Raw genomic sequence first — 23529 nt, 5'->3', positions numbered from 1 at the left:
AGACGAGGCTTATTTAAGCAATGCCTACGGGTTGATAAATTGTTCTGAAACAACCGGCTATTAGCGCTGAACGACCGCGAATTTTCAGTTTTTTATAAATATTAGCGCAATGAAATTTGACGGTTCTTTCACTAATAAATAAGTCGTTTGCAATGAGCTTATTAGGCAGCCCTTCCATAATCTTGTGGGCAACTTGTAACTCTCGCTTTGAGAGTTCGTGAAGGGCTAAACCTTCACTTTTCTTCGCCAGGTATGTTTCGTCAATACGGTTACGCTCTTCAACCGTTAGCAATTGAGCGGCTTCTCTCACTTCATGTGTATTCATGGTCTATATCCTTCAGTGGTGGTAAGGGGCTGGTTATCAGTAAGCGGGCACAATTCGCCCTTGTTTAATTCAAACACCTTGTTTGCCATGGCTATTGTTTGTGGGCGGTGAGCCACCATAATGCGTGTAATATTCAGTGCTTTAAGGTGTTGATTAATTTTTCGTTCGTTTTCTATATCTAAATTACTACTGGCCTCATCAAGAAAAAGTATGCTGGGCTGCTGATAGAGTGCGCGTGCCAGTAGTAAGCGTTGTTTTTGACCACCGCTCAGGCTGTTTCCCATATCGCCCACTAAGGTGTGGTATTGCATCGGCATGGCGACTATTTCGTGATGAATACAGGCTATTTGTGCCGAATGCACAAGCCTTTCGTGGTCAAGGTTTTCATCAAAACAGCTGATGTTGTCGGCAATAGAGCCGCTTAAACATGCATCATCTTGAAGTACGGAGGCAATCACGGGTAGCCCAGGTGCAGCATTACTGCCGTGCCTCACAGAGCCTGCTGTTGGCGTATATAGCCCCATCAAACATTTTAATAAGGTGCTTTTCCCGCCGCCGCTTTCGCCGACAATGGCAATGATGTCTCCAAATGCGACGTGCAGGTTGATATTCCGTAACACTGGCGCACAGTTTTCGCTATAGGAATAAGTGAGTTCATGGGCCTCCAGCGCAAGCGCAAATGGCGTGGCGCTAGAAGAGGAAACCACTGCATTCGATGAAGACGATGTATAGAGGGTTTGTGTGTAGGCCATCAAATCACGGTGAGGTTTGGCCGGCGTAGCGAAAACAATGTCGCTAAGCCGGGCAAAATGAACGCCTAACATACTCAGTTCAATGTACGTATTTACCACACTATCGAGCGCACTGATAAAACGGGTTTTGTAGGCGATAAACGCCAACATCATTCCAACGGTAAGTGTGTTGTCGATAACCAGTGTGGCGGCAAGATAGATAACAATAAGGTTCTCTATACCAAACAGTATTTGGTTGATGGCATCACTACTTAAGCGCAGCTTACCTAATGAGATCTCTTTGTTCAGCGTAAGCACTAGCTTGTTTTGCCATTGACTGTGCCGCTTGACCTCTTGTTGATATACGCGAATCGGCGTGATGGCGCGCATACTTTCCATAAAATGGCTTTGCTCTGACGCTCCCAGTGCTATTTTTTCACTTGTAAAGCGCTTACTAACAGGAATAAGTGCAACCCTGATGGCCAGGTAAATAGACATAATAGTGACGACCACCAGCGTCAACTTTATTGAATAAACGGCCATTACACTTAATGTAACGATAGCCATAACACCGTCGAGTAACGCGGTGACCAGCCCTGTGGTTAGAAACTCTCTAATTTTCGCGAGTGAACCAAACCGAGACACCAAGTCACCCACATGACGTTTTGCAAAATACTCAATGGGAAGCGCCAGTAAGTGCTGCAATACAGACGCTGAGAGCTGTAACTGAAGCCGGGATGATGCTGATAAAATAAGCAACCGCCTAACAGCACTTGTGAAGGTTTCAATCACCAGCAGTAAAAAAAAGCCAATGGCGAGCGCCTTAAGTAGTGCATGGTTCCCCTGAATAACCACATCATCCACGATGGTTTGCATATAGTAGGGCGATATCAACGCAAAAATCTGAAGCAGTGCAGATAAGCCTATTAACGTCAATATGTTGCGCTTAAAGCCTGTCGCCTTGGTGAGAAAATGGCGAAGTTTAAGTGTGGTACGTGCCGGTTTGGGTGTGAACGTATCGGTAGGGGATATCTCTAATGCAATGCCCGAAATATGCTTGGCAGCATCGTGTAACGTTAATGTCCGTTTTCCTAAACTTGGGTCGATGATCACGATACTATTTCGTGTGACGGTGGTTAACACTACGAAGTGTTGCATATCCCAATGTAATATAGCCGGGCAGGCCAGTTGGGAAAGATTAGCCATTTCAATTTTTAGCGCGCGACTTTGTAACCCTAGCTGAGCCGCTATCTCCATAATTGTTTTTAATGTAGCGCCTCGCAGCGAGAGTGAGGTGTTCTGGCGCAGCTCACTCAATTCCCGCTTATCTCCATAATGCTGTGCAATCATATTGATGCAGGCTAGCCCACACTCAGCGGATTCTGTTTGTAATACAACGGGGACTTTTTTCTTGAAACCAAAGTTATCAAATAGCGGGAAAGAAGAAGCACTGGTGTGAGCCATTATAGTCTCCCTGAAATGCTGTAAAGTGGTTCAAGCAGCCATTCGATAAGCGTTCGTTGGCTTAGCGATACATCGGCAGAAAACGTCATTCCTACTTTAAGCGCTATACGTGTGCCGTAAGCGTTAATTGCATCGCTGTGTAATGACGCGGTAATAACGTAGACAGGCTCGTTGATAGAGACAGGCGCATTTGCCCATTCACCCGGCAGGATAAGAGCAGGGGAAATAGTGACAATATTGCCTTTTTGTAAACCGAATTTCTGGTAAGGAAACGCGTCGTAGCGAATATCTAAGCTTTGCCCCTCTTCAATAAATCCAGCAGCTTGAACAGGAACAAGTATTTTTGCTTCAATAGTATTTGCGGTAGGCACTACACTTAATAAAGGGATATTCGGGTCGGTGTGCTGGCCATTTTTTACTTGTAGATTTGCAATCACTCCGCTTTCAGCGGCATAGAGGGTTTGATAAGTATCGTTTTCTAATGTGATAATTTGCGCTGTAAGGTCGCTGATGGCATTCTCATTTTCAGCTAACGAAATGGCATAATGTGCCGGTAAATCGTGCCGTTTTTGTATAAGTTCTGCCAATTCACTTTTTGCCAGTGCAACCTCTTGAAGCGTGCGCGTTAGCGCTTGTTTACTCGATAACGTCGTAAGCGTCTGAACATCACGTTCTGCAGCCGTAGCGTGGCCATTTTCAGCAAGTGATAATAGTGATGAGAGTTGCTTTTGGTTGAGTGTGTGCGCAGCGTTGGCCATCGATGCAATTTTTTCAAGCACACTGAGGTTGCTACGACGCTCTGCAATTTTATGGGTAAGGCTGGAAACCTCTTGTGCCTGTACATTTGAGGTAGCGCTTTGAACATCAAGCAAGCGCTGCTTCTTTGCCCTTAATTGCTCAAGAAGCGTGGCTTCTACACTGGTATCACCTGCCTGTTGCATGGCGTAGTTTAACGTTAGTAATGGGGCCCCGGCTTCGACAACTTGGCCTTCTTCAACCATAACATGCTCGATACGCCCACGGCGCTTGGCAGCATACACTTTCTGAACACCTTGCGATGATTGAAGCCATCCATTAACCGACGCCTTCCTAGCGTAGCTACTCATATTAAGGTAAAGCAATACCGCCACTAACCAGGCAATCAACACGACTGTCGTTACCATAAAAGACGTTTTCGGGGTAACGAGAAGTGTGCCTGTTATAGGTGAGCGTTGTTGCTCAATTGCTTGTTGTCTAAAGAGTCCTTTTCGCATTACTCATCCCTGCGTAGCTAGTACCAATAGAAGAAGAGTATTGAGTTGCCCCATCCGTGGTGGTGAAGTCTCCGTGGCATCTTTTCCATGACGTCTCCTTGACCAACTCAATACCCATAAACGTGTATATATTTCGATTGGTACTCAGAATAATAGGAAGTCATAACCCGTGCGTTGTGCGAAAAGCCTTCAGGTTTTAAACACGCGTGAAATTGCGTTTTTGGCGCATATTTGAAAGCGGCCGTCTCAAAAACGAATGTTGATATAGCGCAAAAAAGCGAAAAAAGACTGGATAACTAGTATGAATAATGTGCTATAAAAAGTATGTGTATATGAAATGCACACGTGGTTTGTACTTAAGAAGACAGGAAGGCGCATGTTTGTACCCAGCATATTATTAAAACAGTTATATACCCATGGCAGCTTAACCAAAACTAATAACGGCATTTCGTTTGCTCTTAAAAATCGACTAAAAGATGCAACAATAAAAGACATTAAATGGATCTCATTAGACGGAAACAATATTCCTGAAGAAAAGATTTCTTTTAGGATGTCTGGCGACGAAATGCTATCAGTCGATGATATTAATCGCGCGGATGGCGTGGCGTTTGGTTTAAGACAGACTATCACCGTACATGTAGAATTAGACGAAGCGGTCAGCCCTGAAAAACGTAAAATTGGTATTTGTTTTTCGGCATCTCCGTTTGGAAAGTTAAAGTTTGAAGTAGAAGATAATGTAACCTCGCCAGAACAAAGAGGGGGTCATATTCCTCGTGATGATCATGACGATTATGGCGAGAAGGCAATTAAAGCGCGTCAAAGCTACTTTGAAAGTGCAACCGATAAAAAGCTTAATCATGTGGCTAAATATTCTATCGACCCTAAAGAGCTGCAAGGTAATATCGAGCATTTTATTGGCGCAGCACAAGTTCCCATCGGCATTGCAGGGCCATTAAAAATAAATGGTGAATACGCAAAAGGTGAGTTTGTTGTACCACTTGCTACGACCGAAGGCACGCTAGTAGCGTCTTACAACCGTGGTATGAAGCTGCTTAATATGAGCGGCGGTGTTACGGCCACGGTAGTAGACGATGCAATGCAGCGTGCGCCGGTATTTATTTTCGAAAATGCGCGAGGCGCAAGAGATTTCGTAAAATGGATAAATGAGAATATCGAAAAAATTCGCGAAGAAGCGGAAGCAACGTCCAGTATTGCTAAATTAACCTACATCGATCATTTCCTATCAAACAAGTTTGCATTCTTACGTTTTAATTACCGAACCGGCGATGCAGCAGGGCAAAACATGGTGGGGCGAGCTACGTTCGCCGCGTGCGGATGGATACTCGATCATTATGAAGGCATCGAAAACTTCTATTTAGAGTCTAACTTTGCCACCGATAAAAAAGCCTCACAGATTAATATAATGCGTACTCGCGGAAAACGCGTAACAGCAGAAGCGACGATTAAACGTGAGCATTTATTACAGGTGATGCGCGTAGACCCCAAACAAATCGATTATCACGGTCGTGTGGCAGGAGTAGGGTCTTTCTTGTCGGGTGTAAACAATACCGGCTTACATTCACCTAACGGAATTACCGCGATGTTTATTGCTACTGGGCAAGACGTGGCGAATGTTTCTGAATCCTCTGCGGCTATGATGTACTCAGAGTTAACAGAAGAAGGCGATTTGTACTTATCTATTACCATTCCTTCGCTAATCGTTGCTACATATGGCGGCGGCACAGGGATAGGAACACAGCGAGAGTGTTTAGAGTTAATGGACTGCTATGGGCGAGATCGCGTGTATAAGTTCGCTGAAATTGTTGCCTCTGTCGTATTAGCGGGTGAAATATCGTTGGCATCTGCAATAAGTTCATCAGACTGGGTGTCATCTCACGAACAATATGGTCGAAATCGTTAAGGTTACATACCCACGCAACGATAAATAAAGGCCGGTGAACGTGATGGTTCACCGGTTATTTCGTGTTATGTCAGCGTCATTTTAAACGCCCATCCCCTCTCAAAAGACAAACAATTTGCTAGTCGCTAATACGCAATGTTTGCACAACGCGCTGGTATTTTCAGAAGCAAACTTGACACATACGCTATTTCATATATATTTTCACATATGATTTTCCATATGTGATTTGTTATGACTCCATGCTTACTTTCGCCTTTAACATTCTTTAAGTGCTTGTCAGATGACACGCGTCTTAAAACACTGCTGATGTTAAGCGTAAGGGAAGAACTGTGTGTATGCGACTTAACCGACGCACTTCAAATAAGCCAACCAAAGATTTCTCGTCATCTTGCTGATTTACGCAAGTGTGGGCTGGTGCGAGATACCCGCAAAGGAAAGTGGGTGTATTACCAGCTTCACCCTGAACTTCCGACGTGGGCGTTGGACGTCATAAAGAATACGGCAGCACATAACGGCAACTACATTAGCGAGCCACTGGCCAATTTACGCTGTACAAATTGCTAACTTTCTATGTCAATCTCACTCAAATGATTGGACAACCCTTACTTTTCTTCAAGGATTTTTATGAAGATTTTATATATCTGTACGCATAACCGTTGCCGAAGCATCCTATGCGAGGCAATGACTAATTCATTCAATAGCAACATAGAGGCGCGCAGCGCAGGAAGTCAACCCGTAGGTGAAGTACACCCGCTTTCTTTAAAGTATTTGGCAGCGCGCGGGGTTGATACTCAAGGCCTAAAAAGCCAATCGTGGGATGAATTTGAAGACTACAATGCCGACCTTGTGGTGACAGTATGCGATTCGGCAGCGGGCGAAACCTGCCCTGTGTTCTTCGGTAGGTCACTTAAGGTGCACTGGGGGTTAGAAGACCCATCAAAACACGAGGGAACCGATCAAGAGAAAGCCGATGCGTTCAACCGCACGATCGATATTATTGAAAAGCGCGTTGCTGCATTAGCTGAGCTTGCTGAAAAACAGCTCGATAATGCCGGGCTAAAAGCGGCGCTGTTAACGTTAGGCGCCAAGTAATGCAAAAAAGTGTAGCAAGCGACGACGTTAACATGACTATTTAAAATAGGGTAAATGAAATGGGTTTTTTTGAACGTTATTTATCGGTTTGGGTTGGCCTTTGTATTATTGCTGGGGTGAGCTTAGGCTATGTGGCACCGAGTATTTTTGCGTCTATTGCCGCGCTTGAATATGCTCACGTTAATCTTGTGGTCGCGGTACTGATTTGGCTAATGATTTACCCAATGATGGTACAAATAGATTTCAGCTCAATTAAAGATGTAGGCAAAAAACCAAAAGGGTTGGTGCTTACTCTTATAGTGAACTGGCTCATTAAGCCCTTCACCATGGCCTTTTTAGGGTGGCTGTTTTTTAAAGGCATTTTTATCGACTGGGTCGACCCACAAACCGCTAACGAATATATTGCGGGCATGATATTGCTTGGTGTTGCTCCATGCACCGCGATGGTGTTTGTATGGAGTCACCTGACAAAAGGCGATGCAAACTACACCTTGGTTCAGGTATCAATAAACGACCTTATTATGGTTATCGCGTTTGCGCCACTCACCGCCATGCTGCTTGGTGTTACTGATATATCGGTGCCGTGGGATACATTAGTGCTGTCTGTTGTATTGTACGTGGTTCTGCCACTTATAGCCGGTTTTCTAACCCGTCGCTATTTAGAAAATAAGAACGCTGCACGCGATTCATCTTCGGCTACAGACACAGGTGCTATTGATGCGCTGGTCAATACATTCAAGCCATTTTCCGTTATTGGTTTGTTGCTAACCATTGTTATTTTATTTGGACTGCAAGCTGAAACCATACTGTCTAAGCCTCAAGACATTGTGCTTATTGCAATACCGCTGCTTATTCAAACTTACGGTATCTTTGCTATTGCCTACTTCGCGGCTAAACGGATGAAGCTGCCTCACAATGTAGCTGCGCCAGCGAGTATGATTGGTACGTCGAACTTTTTCGAACTAGCGGTAGCTGTAGCAATTTCTTTGTTCGGTTTACATAGCGGTGCAGCATTGGCGACTGTGGTGGGCGTGTTAGTTGAAGTCCCAGTAATGCTTTCGTTAGTATGGTTTGCCAATAGAACTCGTCACTGGTTTGATTCAGCGGGACGATAACGCTTTTATCGCCGTTGTGAGCATTGTTACACCACGAGTACGATAATCGTCATTATGTATGTACTGCGATAACCTAAGAAAGAAAAAAGCCGATGAACGCTTACGTTCATCGGCTTTTTTGTCTGACATACTAGCAATTAGGAATTAATGTTCCCAATGGAAGTGATGTGCTTTAGCTTCCACCGCATCAGTGGTTTCCTGAGGCATAAATGTGGCATTGTTTTCTTCAAAGAAGAAAGGGGCACGCTTTTTCTTACTGCCTACTTCATTCATTGTAGCGGCTTCGTAAATACGGCCATTTAATACGGTGTATTCTACGTATTCGCTTTTACGAATGTCGCTGAGTACATCACCGTCGATAACCACAAGGTCAGCTAACTTACCTTTTTCGATGCTGCCTAGGTCGTTACCCATTCCTAAGTGTGTCGCACCGTCGATAGTACCGCCTCTAAGTGCTTCCCAAGGTGTGAAGCCACCTTGTTGCATTATCCATAGTTCCCAATGCGCCGCTAGCCCTTCACGTTGACCATGCGCTCCAATGTGAACACTTACGCCATTGTCACGCAGTTCTTTCGCATAGGCTGCAACATTCTGATGGTTGTATTGATTTTCGGGAGCCGACGGACGTCTTATTGCACGGCGGTCAAGAATGGTAGACGGCGTGTAACGAAGAAGGCGCGGATTTTTCCATACCTCCGTTTTGTCATACCAGTACTCTTCGCCCATCATGCCGCCATACGACACCACGAACGTTGGCGTATAGCCAAACTCCGTCGCCTTCCATAATTGTGTGACGTCGCTATATCCGCGCTCAACAGGAATGCTGTGCTCTAGACCAGTATGCCCGTCGACCAGCATGGTAAGGTTTTGTTGGAATTTACCGCCACCTTCAGGCACCACCATCATATCTTGGTTTTTTGCAGCCCATAGCACCTGTTGACGTTGATCACGGCGAGGCTGATTATAGCTTTTTACTGATATAGCCCCTGCTTCTTTGAGGCGTTCAACATGGAAATAGGCATCTTCATAGTCGTTGATGATTGCCTTGTAACCTAACCCTTCTGCACCGTATAAAATAGTACCGGTAGAGTAGATGCGTGGCGCAACAATCTTGCCTTTACGCTGCAATTCTGCGGCGGCCATAATTTCAGTGGTATCGTTTGATGGATCGTGAATAGTGGTGACACCAAACGCAACGTTAGAGTATTGGCTCCAGTTTTGCTCTGGAATTATTTCATTTCTCCCCTGTGAACCATGGGCATGCGCATCAACTAAACCAGGAATAACCGTTTTGCCTGCAATATCAATTTGCATTGCGTCATCTGGAATTTGAATGTCACCGCGTTTACCAACCGCTTCAATACGATTGTCTTTGATCAATACCACACCATCTTCAATGACTTCTTGGGTATTGTTTGCGTCACGCATTGTCACCACTTTTCCACCTACGAGTGCTTTATAGCCAGATGGCTTATCGGCTTCGGTGGTAAACGACAAATCCACACCGTCAGCAACCGGTTCAGGGAGCGTTTCTGGTGCACCATTAACAAAGGCAAAGGCTTCATCTAGCGAACGTTTGTACAAAGTAGGCCCGTTAAACCAGCTTACCGTTTTGTTGTCTGGCGACCACGTTAGGTATTCCCCTGCGCGCGATGACAGTTGTGTCACTGGCAACGACGTCATGTTAGGACCAATGGTGACTTTCTTACCATTATCAACAAATGGCGCAACAAACGTTTTAAATTGATAAACAAACGCAATCCACTTCCTATCGTGAGATAGTTTGTACTCACTTACTTTATCTGCTCCGTATAAGTGGGTACGTTTGTCATTTCCATTTAAGTTTACGCTTGATAATTGTGTTTCGTAATACGCCTCTCCACCGGCAGACTCAGTGAAGTAGACACGTTCGTCATTACCCGCGAAGTGTGCGTTATACCCGCCATCGGAAATTTTTGTTACTGTATCCTCGTCTAAGTCGGCGACATATACGCCGGGTTCAACAGAGTATTTAGGATCGAGTAAATAGCCACCGGTAAATTTGCGGAATACAACTTTTTCACCATCGCTTGAAAACGACGGCTCGATGTAATGTCCAGGCTGTTCTGTAATTACCTTGCCGCGTCCACCTCGTGCAGACACAACGCGAACTGTACCTAACTCTTGGTCATCCCACGTGGTATAAACAATTGATTTTCCATCGTTCGAGAAACGTGGATAATATTCATCGTGGTCGTTTTGCTTAGTAAGGCGTTTAATTTTTCCTGATTTTACGTCGCGAACATAAAGTTTGCCCAACGCTTGGAATAAGATGGTTTTTCCGTTCGGTGACATTTGTGACCATCGAATCATCTTCACATCGAATTTATCAGGCGCAACGTCTACATTAAAACGCAGTGCATCGGCATATTGTAATGTTGCTTCAATGTTTACATTGATAGTTTCAGTCGCTTTACTCTTTACATCAATGGTGTGGAATTTACCGCCTGTCCAATACATGATTTTTGATGAGTCAGGCATCCAGTCAAAGTATGCAAAGTACCCTTCTGAGCCAAACCCTTCTTGCATATCACGCTCAAGCTCAAGCGTCAGTGGCGTTTCTATACCGGTCTTGATGTCTTTTATAAATAAAGCCGTTCTGTCTTTAACGCGGCGTACAAAAGCAATGTATTTGCCGTCTGGCGAAGGTGTTGGAACCACAGCGCCACCCGTACCGCTAATATAACGGCTACCTTCTCCGGTCTCTCTATCAAAGCGGGTGATCGCAAAAATACCTTCCAACGGATCGCGATTGTATGAAAAACGGCTTCCTGGAACGGTGTTTTCAGTGAAATAAATATACTTACCGTCGTGAGAAAATACCGGGTCTGCAATGTTTTGCTGGTCGCGTTTACCACTGTTACGCGCCTTAATCTGTAGGCCATCGCCGCCAGACTTGTGATACATCCAAATTTCACCGGCAGGAATACTGCGGCTAGACATAATGCCCTTTGTTACGACGATATATTGACCGTCTGGGCTCCACTTCGGTGCGTGAATAAGGTTTTTCTTTTCTTTAGTGACCTGATGAAGGTTTGTGCCGTCAATGTTCATCACCCAGACATTACTTAGCCCGTCTCTATCAGAGATAAACGCGATTTGCTTGCCGTCTGGAGAAATTGACGGGTGAAGATTCCATGCAAAATCTTGCGTTAATGGCTCGGCGTCGCCACCGTCGATATTCACTTTGTACAGGTCACCTAGCATATCAAACACCATAAACTTGCCATTTGGTGCTATATCTAAGCTTGACCACGTTGTCTCGTTGGTCTTTATGGTCACTTCGTTCAAGGCAAAGGGTGGGGCGTCTACTTCCCAATTTTCTACATCATAACCCGTTGTTTCGATAGGCTCTGCATCTTGCGCGTAGGCTACGCCAGAGGCCAGTAAGGCTGAAGCAATCAGCGATAGTGATATCTTTTTCATTATCTTTGTATTCCGGCTTGTTGTTTGTCGTTAGTTATTATTTTATTGCTACGCAATGGTCGAAGCAGCGTCGCAATGCACGACATTCAATCATACGTCAAGACAACGTGAGCGCATTAACATAACGCGACTAGTCGTTTTCAATTTGTGACGAATGCCTGCTACGCATATTTTTACGCTTTTTATGATGGAATTAAAAGGAAAGGGATGTATTACCTGTGCTCGAACCTGTAAACGACACGGCTAGCTCGCCGTTTTTCGTATTGAACTTCACTTTGCGATAGCCAAACTCGCCCACATCGACACTTAATACATTCAATTGATAGTGAGAGGCCAGTTCTAACGCTCGTCGTGCATTGCGTTGGCCAACCGTATTGGCATCACTTTCAGTGGTTTCACGGTCCAGCATATTACCGCCGCCGATAATATGGGTATCAAACTCTTGTATCGCGATATTGTATTTTTTTGCATGGTTGGCAAATAACATAAAGCAGTCATCGCCGTAGCGCGGGTCAAGGGTGTTATTGGTTTGCTTTTTTGCAAATGGAAGCGCGAAATGGCAAATACCAGCATAAAGCAAAGTCGGGTGAAACAATGTTACGGCAATACACGATCCTAACAGTGTATTTACCTGTGTAGTTCCCCGACCAAAGAGCAACTCACCCGCGTGTAGAGTAACCACGTTGGGGGTATCGCTAGCACTATCGCCCGTCATAACCACACGCTTGTAAAAGCCTAGTTGCTACAACATCTAACGGAAGTGTCTTGTCTGCAGCCCCTCGTTCAAAGGCAACCCGCGGCATTCCCCATACCACGCTTGTATGTTCATCTTGTGCATAGGTTTGGGCACCACTTTCTTTGAGTTCCATTAATCCTGCTGCACCGTCATCACCCATTCCCGTTAAGATAACCGCACAGGCGTTGCTACCTACCGTATTGGCAGCCGAGCGAAAAAGTACGTCAACAGAGGGGCGGTGTCTTGAAACAAGCGGTCCATCTTGTACATCAACATAGTAACGCGCACCGCTGCGCTTTATTGTCATATGTTTATTACCTGGCGCGATAATGGCGTGCCCTCTTAATAGGCTCATGCCTTGCTTGCCTTCACTTACCGTTATTGGGCATTGTTCGTTAAGACGTTTTGCAAATGAAGTCGTGAACCCTTCTGGCATATGCTGAACGATGGCGATGGCCGGACAATCAAGGGGCATATTCATTAGTACCGCCTTTATCGCTTCGGTACCGCCGGTGGATGCCCCAATACAAATTATTTTTTCAGTGGTCTCATGCATGGCGCTTGGCGCTTTGCGTGCAAGTACGGCATCGGCTTTTAACTTTTTAACATGCTTTGTTTGTTTGGCAATCTGTTTCACTTTGGCATTTGCCGCCGCTCTCACAGCATCATATAAGACGGTCGCAGTGTCTTGGGCAAACTGTCTTATTCCTACCGTGGGCTTAGTAATAATATCGACCGCCCCCGCTTCAAGTGCGGCCATGTGCGTAGCGCTATTATTACCCACTAACGTAGAGCAAATCACTACAGGAATAGGGTGTTGAGACATCAGCTTTTTAAGAAAGGTTACACCGTCCATTCTTGGCATCTCTACATCGAGTAAGATAACGTCGGGAAGGCTTTTCTTGAGTTTTTCTACTGCAATGTAGGGGTCTGGCGCAACGGCCACAACCTCAATATCGTCTACCGCATCAAAAAGCGCACAAAATGTCTGCCTCACAAGCGCCGAGTCATCAACCAGCATCAGTTTGATTATTGTGTTTTTCATTGGCCTCCCTCTCTGCGGTAAACGGTAGGCGCAATGCTGCTAAACATTGCCTTTTCGTTGTTTAGGGTTTCTGAATGACCTATGAAAAGCAGCCCTCCGGGTTTAAGGCATCGACAAAACTGGCGCACAATATTTTCTCGTTGCGCAGCGTTAAAATAAATCATCACGTTACGGCAAAAAATAATGTCGAATGGAGATAGTGATGCATAGTGCCCGGTGATCAAATTGAACGGTTCAAACGTCACGCGCTTTCTGGGCGAGGGGGCTATCTTTATTTCATCCGCGGTTTCGGTTTTGCGTCTTAGCAAATATTTTTTACGCAGGTGAAGTGGTATAGGTGCAGCACTGTCATGCGTATAAACAGCGCGGTTAGCGCGTTGTAGCATGCTTGTAGATATATCGGTTGCATGGATGGATACCGACGTGCTTGCATGCTCTTCGGCTAATATGGCTAAGGTATAAGGTTCTTCGCCACTAGAGCACCCCGCACTCCACACGCGAACCGTGCTAGGGTGTTGTGCGCTAATATAGTCGATATAAAAGGGGTAATGGCTGGCCTCGCGAAAAAACTCAGTCTTATTCGTAGTAAGCGCATCGATAAAATGAAGTTGCTCACTGTTGGTATCGGCGAGTGCATAGTCGATATAGTGCGATAGTGACCTGCATTTTAGCATTCGCTGGCGTTTGCGCAGCCTCGTTTCAATAAGGTTTCGTTTATTTTTTGGAAGCTGAATGCCCGCTTCCTCATTCATAAAGGTTGCTACACGTTGATGGTCTTTATCGGTCAACGTATCATGCTCGACGATGTTCTTCATGCGTCGATATCCTCGCTTGTAGGCGCCTCCTCCTGAAGGGGGTCAAGGAGCTGTTGAATATCGTCAGCATCGAACACTTGCTGAATACTTAGTAAAATAAGTAACGCGTCTTGCTGTTCGACCATGCCGTAAATAAAGCGGTTATCCACAGAAAGGCCTATCTTGGGAGCGGGTTGAATGTCTGACACGTCAAATTCAACGACTTCTCTTACGCTATCAGCCACAATACCGATAGGGCAGCGCTCGCCTTCTACGTTAACATCAATAATGATAATGCAGGTGTCTAACGTAACGTCTTTAATCGGCATCGAAAAAAGTACCCGTAAGTCAACCACCGAAATAACTTGCCCCCTAAGGTTAATAACCCCCTGCATAAACTCTGGAGAACGCGGCACCCGCGTGACATTCTTGTATTCAATAACCTCTTGAATACTGTCGATGCCAATCGCGAAATGGTCGCTATCTAACGTAAATGAGAGAACTTGAAGCCCGTCTACATGGTCTAGATCTGCCACGGCTTTCTCCTCGTTTAATTACTGTATTTCACAAACCCATCATCATCATCGTCTAACGATATATCGATACCAGAAGACCTATTGTTACTTGGTGCCGGTACGCTTTTCGTTCTTACCGGTGTACTTCGGTTACTGCCTGATGGGGGGCGAGAAAGCGGGCGCTGTCTATTATTGTCTAAGGTGAAAAATGACATTGAGGCGTTAAGCTGCTGGGCTTGTGCACTGAGTTGTTCTGAGGTTGATGCCATTTCTTCAGCTGAAGCGGCTGATTGTTGCACTACGTGGTCAAGCTCTTGCAACGCCTTATTAATTTCAGAAGCACCTTTATCTTGTTCTAACGAGGCGGCACTTATTTCTTGCACTAGCTCTGCGGTTTTTTGAATGTTAGGAACCAACGACTCTAACATTGCACCTGCGCGTTCAGACACGGACAAGGTTTCAGTGGATAAATCGACAATTTCAGCAGCGGCATGCTGGCTTCGCTCTGCTAATTTACGCACCTCTGCGGCAACAACAGTGAAGCCCTTGCCATGCTCTCCCGCTCTTGCTGCTTCAATCGCAGCATTAAGCGCAAGTAAGTTTGTTTGTCGTGCAATTTCTTCAATAATACCAATTTTCTCTGCAATATTTTGCATGGCAGAAACAGAGTTTTTAACTGCGTCACCAGACTCTTTTGCTTCAATTGCAGATTGTTGCGCAATGCCTTCAGTCTGCCTTGCATTATCAGCACTATGCGCGATATTTGACGACATTTCCTCCATCGATGAGGCCACTTCCTCTAGAGAGGCGGCCTGCTCTGTTGCACCCTGCGCTATTTGTTGTCCTGTGCTGGCCAGTTCATTACTGCCGGCAGAAACGTTATCGGCCGATTGCTGAATGTCGCTGACAATGCTGGTGAGTTTGCTGTTCATTGTATTAAGATTGGAGTAAATGTCAGCATTGTTATACCCCTGTTTAAAGGCAATGTTGAGATTCCCTTGACCAATATCTGAGACGATTTTGCTGACTTCTTTTAGGCGCGATGAGACAACAAAAGAAATCATAATACCCAATAGTGTAGAAATCACTGCGGCAATGATGAGGCTTCGTCTAATTGATGCGTATTCAACATCGGTGTCTTCGATCGATGCCAGTAACCGCTCATCGTTATCGCTAATAATGGCACTGATGTAATTTTCAATGTTATCAATGGCAGTTTCGCCCTCTTGCGATAGTAATGTGAAGGCGCGATTGTTGCCGTTTTCTTTAGACAGTGCCAGTACGTCGTTTTGTAACGCTAAATAAGTATCACTGGCGTCTTTTAAGGCATTGCCCATAGTGATATTCGATGACGTTAGGTTGTTGCTGAAGGTCTGAATTTCACGTTGTAGGTCTGCGCGTAATGCTTGTATGGTCTTTTCCGTATCAGCAAGTCGTTGAGGGTTGGTCGCAAGAATATAGTTTTTTTCTTGTCTAATAAGACGAGCTGATAGTTCCGAGATAGTATCAAGAGACGCACGTTGGCGCTGCCCTGCTTCGGTAACTCCCGTGCGTAGGCTTGCCTCTCTTATCGCCTCTTTTGTGTTGTTGATTAGAAGAAGTAGTGCATCAAACGCATCAGCACCTTCATTCTCGCTTATGTTTCTTGCTTTAGCATTTGAATTGAGGCTGGCCAATTCAGCGACGTTTTCGATGACCGTGGTGAATATGTCTACTTCTCGTTTGATATTAACGATGCGTTGTTGATTATCACTGGGTGTAATTGCTGTTAACTGTTCTAGCCTCTCATTTAAGCGACTCTGTTCTTCGTTAATAACGGCTTTGATACGCTTCATTTTTTCAGGCGATGAGGCAAGAATAAGCTTTCTACTTTGCCCGGCTAATGTCAGCGAGGACTGTTTGATTCGATCGGCAAGTTTCACCCGCTCCGCCGGCCCGTTAATGACTCTACTTAATGCGTCATTTAACCCTGATGCAGAAAGCACCGCGTAACCACCACTTAGCAACAACAGCACTATTAACGTGCTAAAACCAGCGATGACGAGTGTATTTAAGTTAATTTTCGTCAACATATGTCGTCTCCATTGAGGAACTGTATTTAGTCGGCAAGATCACATCTTCAAATAATTGTGCGGCGTCGATTATCATAGCCACGTCACCATTACCTAAAATAGTGCTACCCATAAGGCCTCTTACATTGTGATAAAGTTTGCCTAAGCTTTTGATAACCGTTTGATGTTGGCCTATGACATTGTCAACAATAAGGCCAAATCGATGTTCTGCGGCATTTACGATGACACACTGCGGGTAGTTGGCCGGTGCGCCTTGTATTGAAAAATGATGCTTAAGTGATAACGCTGGAACCAGCTTTCCACGGGTTTTAATAAGGTGTGAGCCGTCTTCACGCTCTGATTGGTCGCGTTGTACTTCCACACATTCTTCGATAGATGACAGCGGAATAATAAATACTTCACCTGCCACATCCACCATTAGCCCATCAATAATCGCTAGCGTAAGAGGCAGTAAAATTTCAGTAGTGGTGCCCACGCCTTCTGTGCTACTTAGATTGATGCTGCCCTGCATAGTCTCTATCGACGTTTTAACCACATCCATGCCTACCCCGCGACCTGATACGTCTGATATTTCACTTGCTGTTGAAAAGCCAGGGGCAAAAATGAGTTGGTGGATTTCGTTATCGCTAAGCATGTCATCATCTTTAATGATGCCGTTGCTCAGTGCTTTTTCTTTAATTCTCTGCGTGTTTAAACCTGCGCCATCGTCACGAATAACAATACTCACTTGCCCATTGCGGTGGCTGGCTTCTAAGTGGATGGTGCCCGTTCCGCTCTTGCCTGATTCAAGCCGAACATGAGGACTTTCCACGCCATGGTCCATACTATTGCGCAGCAGGTGGATCAGCGGATCATTAAGGCTTTCCAGCACCATTTTGTCTACCTCGGTGTCAGCCCCTTTTGTTTCTAACTTCACTTTTTTACCAAGTGATTGAGACAAATCACGTATTAAACGGCGGTAGCGGCCGAATGTTGACCCGATAGGCAGCATTCTTATGCCAAATGTGGTGTCTCGTATCTCTGTTGTTAAGCGGCTGAGTTCTTCACCAATATTGGTCAGTGCCATGTCGTCGTTGGTATCTGCGTGTTGATTAACCGCCGATTGAACAATGACTAACTCACCGACAAGGTCTAGTAGCTTATCGAGTTTGTCAGCGGCAACTTTAACATTGGCTTGTTTTTTGGTGACGTTTGCCTGTTTCTCTTCAACAAACGATTGCTGTTCCAATGCTTGAGTCACGTCTTGTGCCGACACCACGCCTTTTTCTGTGAGAAACTCGCCCGCCCGTTTTTGCTCAGTCAGGGCAGCCTCTATCGTGTTGCCATCAGCTGCGCCCATAGATACCAGAATATCACCAAGACGACGTTCTTCATCCAGCGACATGAATTCACAGGCGATGTCCCAATCGTCTTCGACAAACATGAACGCTGACATGATAAGGTCTTGCTCTATTGCCCCATCAAGTAAAATGACAAACTTCATATAGCATTGTGTTGGTACAAATGCTGTATTGGCGTCGTTAATCAGCGTTGTAGACACAACACAGTCGCCAAGCTCACTCAGCTCACGAATAACGGGAAGTACATCGAAGCTTTCCTTAAAACTGTCTGTGTGAGGACTAACAACGAGTTGCCAATAACCGAGTGTATCGTTACTGTCTTCGTTAGTAGATAGAGGGGTAGGGGGAGACGCCAACTCTTCTTCATACCATGGCTTTACTTTTGCGATAAGTTGTTCACTGACCGCCATTAGCTCTGACGTTGCATCATTATTGACGAGCGTATTGATATGATCTCGTGCATCCATTAACACAGATACCATATCTGATTCGTAAGTTATTTTTCCATCGCGAAGCGCATCCAGAAAGCTTTCGATATGATGGGCAAAGTAAGACACATGGTCGAGTCCAACCATTCCCGCTGAGCCTTTAATAGTATGCATCGCTCTAAAGACGGTATTAACAATATCTTCAGAAACCCCATTCTCTTCAAGCTCAAGCAGCGACGTTTCCATCGCGCTTAAGTGCTCTTCGGCCTCTTCAATAAACGTATCAAGTAAATTCATTGTGTTGACTCTTTTGCTGTGGAGAGTCCTAACATGTCGGTGACGTTAAACACGGCCGCTACATCGTTGAGCGCCTCGCAAGAGTGAGTGATAACAACGTCATTATTGGTATCTTTAATCATGGATGAGAGCTGCAGAATGAGTTGTAAACCACAACCATCAACTTCTTCGGTATGTTGAAAATCGAACGATACCGCTCCGGCGTGCTGTTCGATGGTGTTTACGCACTTTGCATAGGTCTTATCAACAGTGAAAATAGTGACTTCGTTAGGGAAAGTAATACAGGCCATCATGTGCACTCAACTACGCGAGTTTACTAACGGCAGACAACAGGAGATTAGGTTTGAAAGGCTTTACAAGCCAGGCTTTTACACCAATCGCTTTGCCTCTCGCTTTCATATCGCCCCCTGACTCGGTGGTAAGCATAAGAATAGGGGTGTAGGCATAGTCTTCTTTTTGCTTAACATGCTCAGCAAAGGTCAGTCCGTCCATGTTGGGCATGTTGACATCACTTACTATCAGGTGAATTTTTTTGCCGTCGAGTTGTTCTAACCCGGTTAACCCATCATCTGCAGAAATAACGGTATACCCTGCATCGGTCAACGTAAATTCAACAACCTGCCTTACAGAGGGAGAGTCGTCGACAATTAGGATTGTCTTACTCATTAAAAAGCTCCTTCTCACAAAATTCGCAAAAATTGATATCAATGACTATATTTTAAATTCGCCTGAAAATTATACTTAAGTATAAAACGTAGTAGGGCTTTTCTTCGTTATCAAATTTTTTTAGCAGCTGTCATTTTTCTACATACAGAAACGTAATAGGAGGTGAGGCAATGAAACTTCTCATTGTTGAGCAGGATGCGACACAGGCCGAGATATACAAGCTATCGCTTGAGGATGAATTTGACATTATTCAAGTTGATTCTAAAAGCGCCGCGCTTAAAGCACTCAAAGAGAACGACATTAGCGTTGTAATTTCTGATTGGTGTATTGGCGATTCGACGGCGGCAATGTTTGGAAGCGCTGAAACCGAAACTAAAGGAAAGAAAGCACCTCTGGTTATTGTGGTGTCGGACGATAGTTCGGATGAAACAATGAGGAAAGCTTTTCATTCAGGTGTTTCACATTACATTACCAAGCCATACAACGTTGTATTGCTGACAGAAACGGTTATTAGTTCCAAGCATCAAATTGAAACATTGGTGCAAATGGAGACAGACAACTCCAGAAGCCGGGAGACGGCAAAAACGGCGCTAAGCCAAGCGGCTATTTATGGCACAGGAATGGAAATTGTTTCTTCGCTGAATACGTGTAGCACTATTGAAGTGATGGCTAAAAAAGTGCTGACTACACTTAGGTTAAATGGTGTGCATGCTGCCATCCAGTTCAGAGACGGCGAGGAAATAACCAACATCGATACCGATTTGACACCTTGTGATAAAACCACCGATAAAGTGTTTCAGGTGCTTCATGATCAGGGACGAATTTATAGGTTTGGCCGGCGGCTTATGCTTAACGACGATTCGGTGTCCTTGCTTGTAAAAAATATCGCGAAAGAAGATCCGGTACTTTACGACGCCATTTTAGATATGGGCGCAAAGTTGGTGCCAGCAATCAATGCACGCTATGAGAGTGTGCTACAGCAAAACACGCTGGTTACGCTGAATACTGACTTAAATAGTGTGCTTGAGAAAGTACAGCACTGTATTCGCAAAGTGGGCGCTGAAAAAATGCAGATTATCAGTGATGTGTCCAGCCGGATAAAGACTAGTTTTCACGCGCTTGAAATGACCGAAGCGCAAGAGGCATTCTTTATCGACTTAATCGAGAAGGAGTTAGAGTCTCGTGAAGATAATGATGAACTGATCACTATCGATACTATGCTAACCGAGATATCTGAGAGGTTGAAAGCGAGGGTATCAGAAGCCGCTATTCAAGCTGATGAAGAGGAAGACGAGTATTTAGATGTTGAGTTTTTCTAACGGATAACAATAAAAAAGCCCAATGCGTATCTCAACATTGGGCTTTTTTTAACGCTGCGACTACGTCATCGTAACGAATTCTTCAGCACTTGTGGGGTGTATGGCTACACACGCATCGAAGTCGGCTTTTGTTGCTCCCATTTTAATGGCAACCGCAAAACCTTGAAGTATCTCGTCCATGCCGTGGCCTATACCGTGAAGTCCAACGACCTTCTCGTCGTCGCCGGCGCACACAAGCTTCATTTTTGTCATTTGACGGAAGCGGGTGACCGCCGTGTACATAGATGCAAAGCTAGACGTATACACGTTAACGTTGTCTTCGCCGTGTGCTTCTTTGGCTTCGGCCTCTGTCATGCCTATCGTGCCAATAGGAGGGTGGCTAAACACAACGGTGGGGATCATAGAATAATCCATATGGGCGTCGTCTTGCCCGTTAAATAAACGCTCACTTAACAAGCGCCCAGCCTTCACCGCAACGGGGGTAAGTTCGGCCTCACCGGTAATATCGCCCACAGCATAGATACCCTGTGCTGTGGTGTTTTGATACTTGTCTACTTTGACCGTTCCATCATCATTAAGCTCTACATCGGTGTTTTCAATGCTAATAACATCGGTGGCGGGTTCTCGGCCAATGGCCCAGATAAGGCAATCTGTGTCTAACGCTTCGCCGTTAGTTAAATGCACGGTCAGAGAGTTATCGTCATGCTTTTCGACTTTTTCTACGCTGGCATGGTTATGCAGTGTGCAGCCTTCAGCGTGAATAATATCGACCAGAGTTTCATGGATGATGGGGTCGAAATTACGCAATGGTGCGTGTTTACGAACGACTAAATGACTGTCTGTACCTAAGCTATGCAATACACCAGCAAGCTCAACACCAATATAGCCAGCACCCACGACAACGGCACGTTTCGGCTGTTCTTTTAGCGCGAAGAAACCGTCTGAATTTATCCCGTGCTGTGCACCGGGTAAATCAGGAATGACAGGACGGCCGCCGGTGGCAATAGTAATATGGTCTGCGGTGTACTGTTCGCCATTCACTTCGATAGTATTGTTATCAACAAATGAAGCAAAACCTTTGATAAGCGTAATATCGTTAGCCGTTATCACGCGGTCATAAGATGCGTGAATACGCTCGATATATGCTTGTCTGCTGGCAACTAAGCTATCCCAACTGAAATGATTTAGCGATAGGTCAAAACCGTATTCAGGCGCATAGCGGTGAATCGCTTCTGCCACCTGTGCACCATACCACATGGCTTTTTTCGGAACACACCCAACATTAACGCAGGTGCCGCCAATATCTTTGGCTTCAACAATAGCGACTTTCTTGCCATGCTTTGCCGCTCGATTTGCCGATGCTATACCGCCGCTGCCGCCGCCAATAGCAATATAATCAAAATGTTTCATATAGGTTAGCCTTCTTGTCCGTTCGACTGACTTGTGAGGTTATTGTTACACGAATTGTGTGGAAGGCACAGTGTGTACGCGTGGTAAAAGACCTTCTCATGAAGGGTTTTCTTTCGCAACGCTACGTGCTTTTATGCAATAGACCTATGTTTACGAGAACAAGCGCGCCTAGATCACGTCACTATTTTAACTGGCGCTGTCTTCATTTGTTTTGTCTGACGCTGGAGGTTCAATTTGGATATCGAACGCTTTACCTCTATCTTGCTCAAATTTAATCAGTTTTTGAATTGTGGCTTCTGTCAGCACATGCCCTTCGGGAAGAATCAAAATATGGCTATCGTTATAGAGGTTCTTCGCTAAGACCATTCCAGGTTTAAGCTGTGTTGCCTTGTTGCTGGTATGAAGTAATTTTGAGGTGGTTACATCTTCCGCCTGAAGAAGTAGGTCGATGATCTCGCCGTCGTAACGTGTATTCGTATGTTTCTTCAATTCTATTTTTACATCACGTGATGACAAGTTGGTGCCGCTTAATCGACCAGTAACAAGGCGCCAGTAATCACGCGCAACGGCTAAAATACGCGAGCCAATGGGAATTTCTTTCGCTACTTTTTTATTTAAACCGCTGCCGTTGTAATGTTCAAATTGATATTCAATGATATCCGAAACGGGGGCAAGTTCGTGAGCAGGCGCCAAGATAAGCGCCGCTTTCGTCGTCTGTTGTAGATAATTTTGCTGTTGCTGGTAATTCAGCTTAGTAAACGGACCCGTAAAATCTTCGTTATCGAGGCCGAGCAAACCAATTTCGCAAATAAGACCGGCATACCGAATGCGTTTTATTTCATCACGCTCAAGGTTGGCCATACGAGCAAGTTTGGTTGCCAGCTCACTGACTTCTATGGCGAACTTCCCATCAATGTCAGGGTTAATACTTATTACGTTGAAAAGCACTTGTTCCATTGCAAGGTTGTGTTTCTCAATTTTATTAAGTGCTGCTTTTATCTGTCGAGTGCGCTTTTGAACCACTTGTTCAAGTGTCGCATTGACATCTTTTAGCTTGCGGTTTTGCATGCGTGTTAACGTTTGTAAACGCGTGTTTTCGGTCTTGAGTTTTACGCGTTCAAGCCCTTCTTCCACAACCGATATAAGCTCTTGGTTATCCCATGGTTTCTGTAAATAACGATGAATCTTGCCCTGGTTAACCGCTTTAATTGTCGACTCGATATCAGCATAACCGGTCAACACCACACGAAAAGTATCCGGATAGCGCGTGGCCACTTGTTCTAGTAGTTCAGCACCTGACATCTGTGGCATTTTCATATCAGAAATTACGACATGTACGTCTTGTTGCTCCATGAGTTCAAGCGCTTTCATCCCACTATCCGCTAGCAGCATATTAATATCTAATGTGAAAAGTGCTCTTTTTATGGCACGAAGAATATTGGGTTCGTCATCAACGAACAACACAGTAAATACGTCGTTTTTTTGTGCGGTATTCGTAGTCATATCACGTTATCCTGTACTCAATCCCTTGTTTATCATTG

General features: G+C 45.0%; 19 protein-coding genes. 5 read left to right on the top strand and 14 right to left on the bottom strand.

Annotation, left to right across the window (positions count from 1 at the left end; all coding sequences use genetic code 11):
- Window positions 1–13 precede the first annotated feature (13 nt).
- From ACOJRU_RS15610 to ACOJRU_RS15600, 3 genes are read right to left on the bottom strand one after another with little or no spacing between them, the layout of a single operon-like run.
- Window positions 14–325 carry a helix-turn-helix domain-containing protein gene (locus ACOJRU_RS15610; RefSeq protein WP_421132645.1) on the bottom strand — a complete coding sequence of 104 codons (312 nt, stop codon included), beginning with the start codon at window positions 323–325 and terminating at the stop codon, window positions 14–16.
- Window positions 322–2520: a peptidase domain-containing ABC transporter gene (locus ACOJRU_RS15605; RefSeq protein ID WP_421132644.1), complete on the bottom strand. Its 2199-nt coding sequence runs from the start codon at window positions 2518–2520 to the stop codon at window positions 322–324. The genes ACOJRU_RS15610 and ACOJRU_RS15605 overlap by 4 nt, the downstream gene beginning before the upstream one ends.
- A complete protein-coding gene (locus tag ACOJRU_RS15600; RefSeq protein ID WP_421132643.1) occupies window positions 2520–3773 on the bottom strand; it encodes an HlyD family secretion protein in 1254 nt (417 codons plus the stop codon). The genes ACOJRU_RS15605 and ACOJRU_RS15600 overlap by 1 nt, the downstream gene beginning before the upstream one ends.
- Before the next feature lie 376 nt (window positions 3774–4149).
- On the opposite strand from ACOJRU_RS15600, the gene ACOJRU_RS15595 reads away from it, so the two are divergent.
- The 4 genes from ACOJRU_RS15595 to arsB all read left to right on the top strand — a co-directional run bounded on the left by ACOJRU_RS15595 (window position 4150) and on the right by arsB (window position 7901).
- Entirely contained in the window at window positions 4150–5694 is a 1545-nt protein-coding gene (locus ACOJRU_RS15595; RefSeq protein ID WP_421132642.1) for a hydroxymethylglutaryl-CoA reductase, read from the top strand.
- 231 nt (window positions 5695–5925) lie between these two features.
- Window positions 5926–6258, top strand: coding sequence for a metalloregulator ArsR/SmtB family transcription factor (locus ACOJRU_RS15590; RefSeq protein WP_421132641.1), 333 nt, complete (start codon window positions 5926–5928; stop codon window positions 6256–6258).
- Between the two features lie 60 nt (window positions 6259–6318).
- Window positions 6319–6786, top strand: a complete 468-nt coding sequence (locus ACOJRU_RS15585) for an arsenate reductase ArsC (RefSeq protein ID WP_421132640.1) — start codon at window positions 6319–6321, stop codon at window positions 6784–6786.
- Between the two features lie 59 nt (window positions 6787–6845).
- Complete coding sequence (gene arsB / locus ACOJRU_RS15580) at window positions 6846–7901, top strand: ACR3 family arsenite efflux transporter (protein ID WP_421132639.1); 1056 nt, start codon at window positions 6846–6848, stop codon at window positions 7899–7901.
- A 144-nt stretch (window positions 7902–8045) separates the two neighbouring features.
- Here the strand turns inward: arsB and ACOJRU_RS15575 are convergent, their stop codons facing one another.
- The 9 genes from ACOJRU_RS15575 to ACOJRU_RS15535 all read right to left on the bottom strand — a co-directional run bounded on the left by ACOJRU_RS15575 (window position 8046) and on the right by ACOJRU_RS15535 (window position 19259).
- Entirely contained in the window at window positions 8046–11366 is a 3321-nt protein-coding gene (locus tag ACOJRU_RS15575; RefSeq protein ID WP_421132638.1) for an amidohydrolase family protein, read from the bottom strand.
- Window positions 11367–11559: 193 nt separating this feature from the next.
- Window positions 11560–12081 carry a chemotaxis protein CheD gene (locus ACOJRU_RS15570; protein WP_421132637.1) on the bottom strand — a complete coding sequence of 174 codons (522 nt, stop codon included), beginning with the start codon at window positions 12079–12081 and terminating at the stop codon, window positions 11560–11562.
- Window positions 12068–13147: a protein-glutamate methylesterase/protein-glutamine glutaminase gene (locus ACOJRU_RS15565; RefSeq protein ID WP_421132636.1), complete on the bottom strand. Its 1080-nt coding sequence runs from the start codon at window positions 13145–13147 to the stop codon at window positions 12068–12070. The genes ACOJRU_RS15570 and ACOJRU_RS15565 overlap by 14 nt, the downstream gene beginning before the upstream one ends.
- Entirely contained in the window at window positions 13144–13962 is an 819-nt protein-coding gene (locus ACOJRU_RS15560; protein WP_421132635.1) for a CheR family methyltransferase, read from the bottom strand. The genes ACOJRU_RS15565 and ACOJRU_RS15560 overlap by 4 nt, the downstream gene beginning before the upstream one ends.
- Window positions 13959–14477, bottom strand: coding sequence for a chemotaxis protein CheW (locus tag ACOJRU_RS15555; RefSeq protein WP_421132634.1), 519 nt, complete (start codon window positions 14475–14477; stop codon window positions 13959–13961). The genes ACOJRU_RS15560 and ACOJRU_RS15555 overlap by 4 nt, the downstream gene beginning before the upstream one ends.
- A gap of 14 nt (window positions 14478–14491) precedes the next feature.
- The gene (locus tag ACOJRU_RS15550; protein WP_421132633.1) at window positions 14492–16528 is read right to left on the bottom strand and encodes a HAMP domain-containing methyl-accepting chemotaxis protein; all 2037 of its coding nucleotides are present in this window, start codon (window positions 16526–16528) and stop codon (window positions 14492–14494) included.
- The gene (locus tag ACOJRU_RS15545) at window positions 16512–18593 is read right to left on the bottom strand and encodes a chemotaxis protein CheA (RefSeq protein ID WP_421132632.1); all 2082 of its coding nucleotides are present in this window, start codon (window positions 18591–18593) and stop codon (window positions 16512–16514) included. The genes ACOJRU_RS15550 and ACOJRU_RS15545 overlap by 17 nt, the downstream gene beginning before the upstream one ends.
- Window positions 18590–18886, bottom strand: coding sequence for an STAS domain-containing protein (locus ACOJRU_RS15540; protein ID WP_421132631.1), 297 nt, complete (start codon window positions 18884–18886; stop codon window positions 18590–18592). Before ACOJRU_RS15540 ends, ACOJRU_RS15545 begins: the two co-directional genes overlap by 4 nt.
- 10 nt (window positions 18887–18896) lie before the next feature.
- On the bottom strand, window positions 18897–19259 hold the full coding sequence (locus ACOJRU_RS15535; protein ID WP_421132630.1) for a response regulator: 363 nt from the start codon (window positions 19257–19259) through the stop codon (window positions 18897–18899).
- A 170-nt stretch (window positions 19260–19429) separates the two neighbouring features.
- On the opposite strand from ACOJRU_RS15535, the gene ACOJRU_RS15530 reads away from it, so the two are divergent.
- The gene (locus tag ACOJRU_RS15530) at window positions 19430–20578 is read left to right on the top strand and encodes a response regulator (protein ID WP_421132629.1); all 1149 of its coding nucleotides are present in this window, start codon (window positions 19430–19432) and stop codon (window positions 20576–20578) included.
- Window positions 20579–20638: 60 nt separating this feature from the next.
- Here the strand turns inward: ACOJRU_RS15530 and gorA are convergent, their stop codons facing one another.
- On the bottom strand, window positions 20639–21988 hold the full coding sequence (gene gorA, locus ACOJRU_RS15525) for a glutathione-disulfide reductase (protein ID WP_421132628.1): 1350 nt from the start codon (window positions 21986–21988) through the stop codon (window positions 20639–20641).
- 186 nt (window positions 21989–22174) lie between these two features.
- A complete protein-coding gene (locus ACOJRU_RS15520; RefSeq protein WP_421132627.1) occupies window positions 22175–23491 on the bottom strand; it encodes a response regulator in 1317 nt (438 codons plus the stop codon).
- Between the last annotated feature and the right edge of the window lie 38 nt (window positions 23492–23529).

The organism is Alteromonas algae (assembly GCF_049117195.1).
Classification (GTDB): domain Bacteria; phylum Pseudomonadota; class Gammaproteobacteria; order Enterobacterales; family Alteromonadaceae; genus Alteromonas.
Note: the sequence above shows the minus strand (reverse complement) of the source record. Positions and strands in the feature narration are given on the sequence as shown.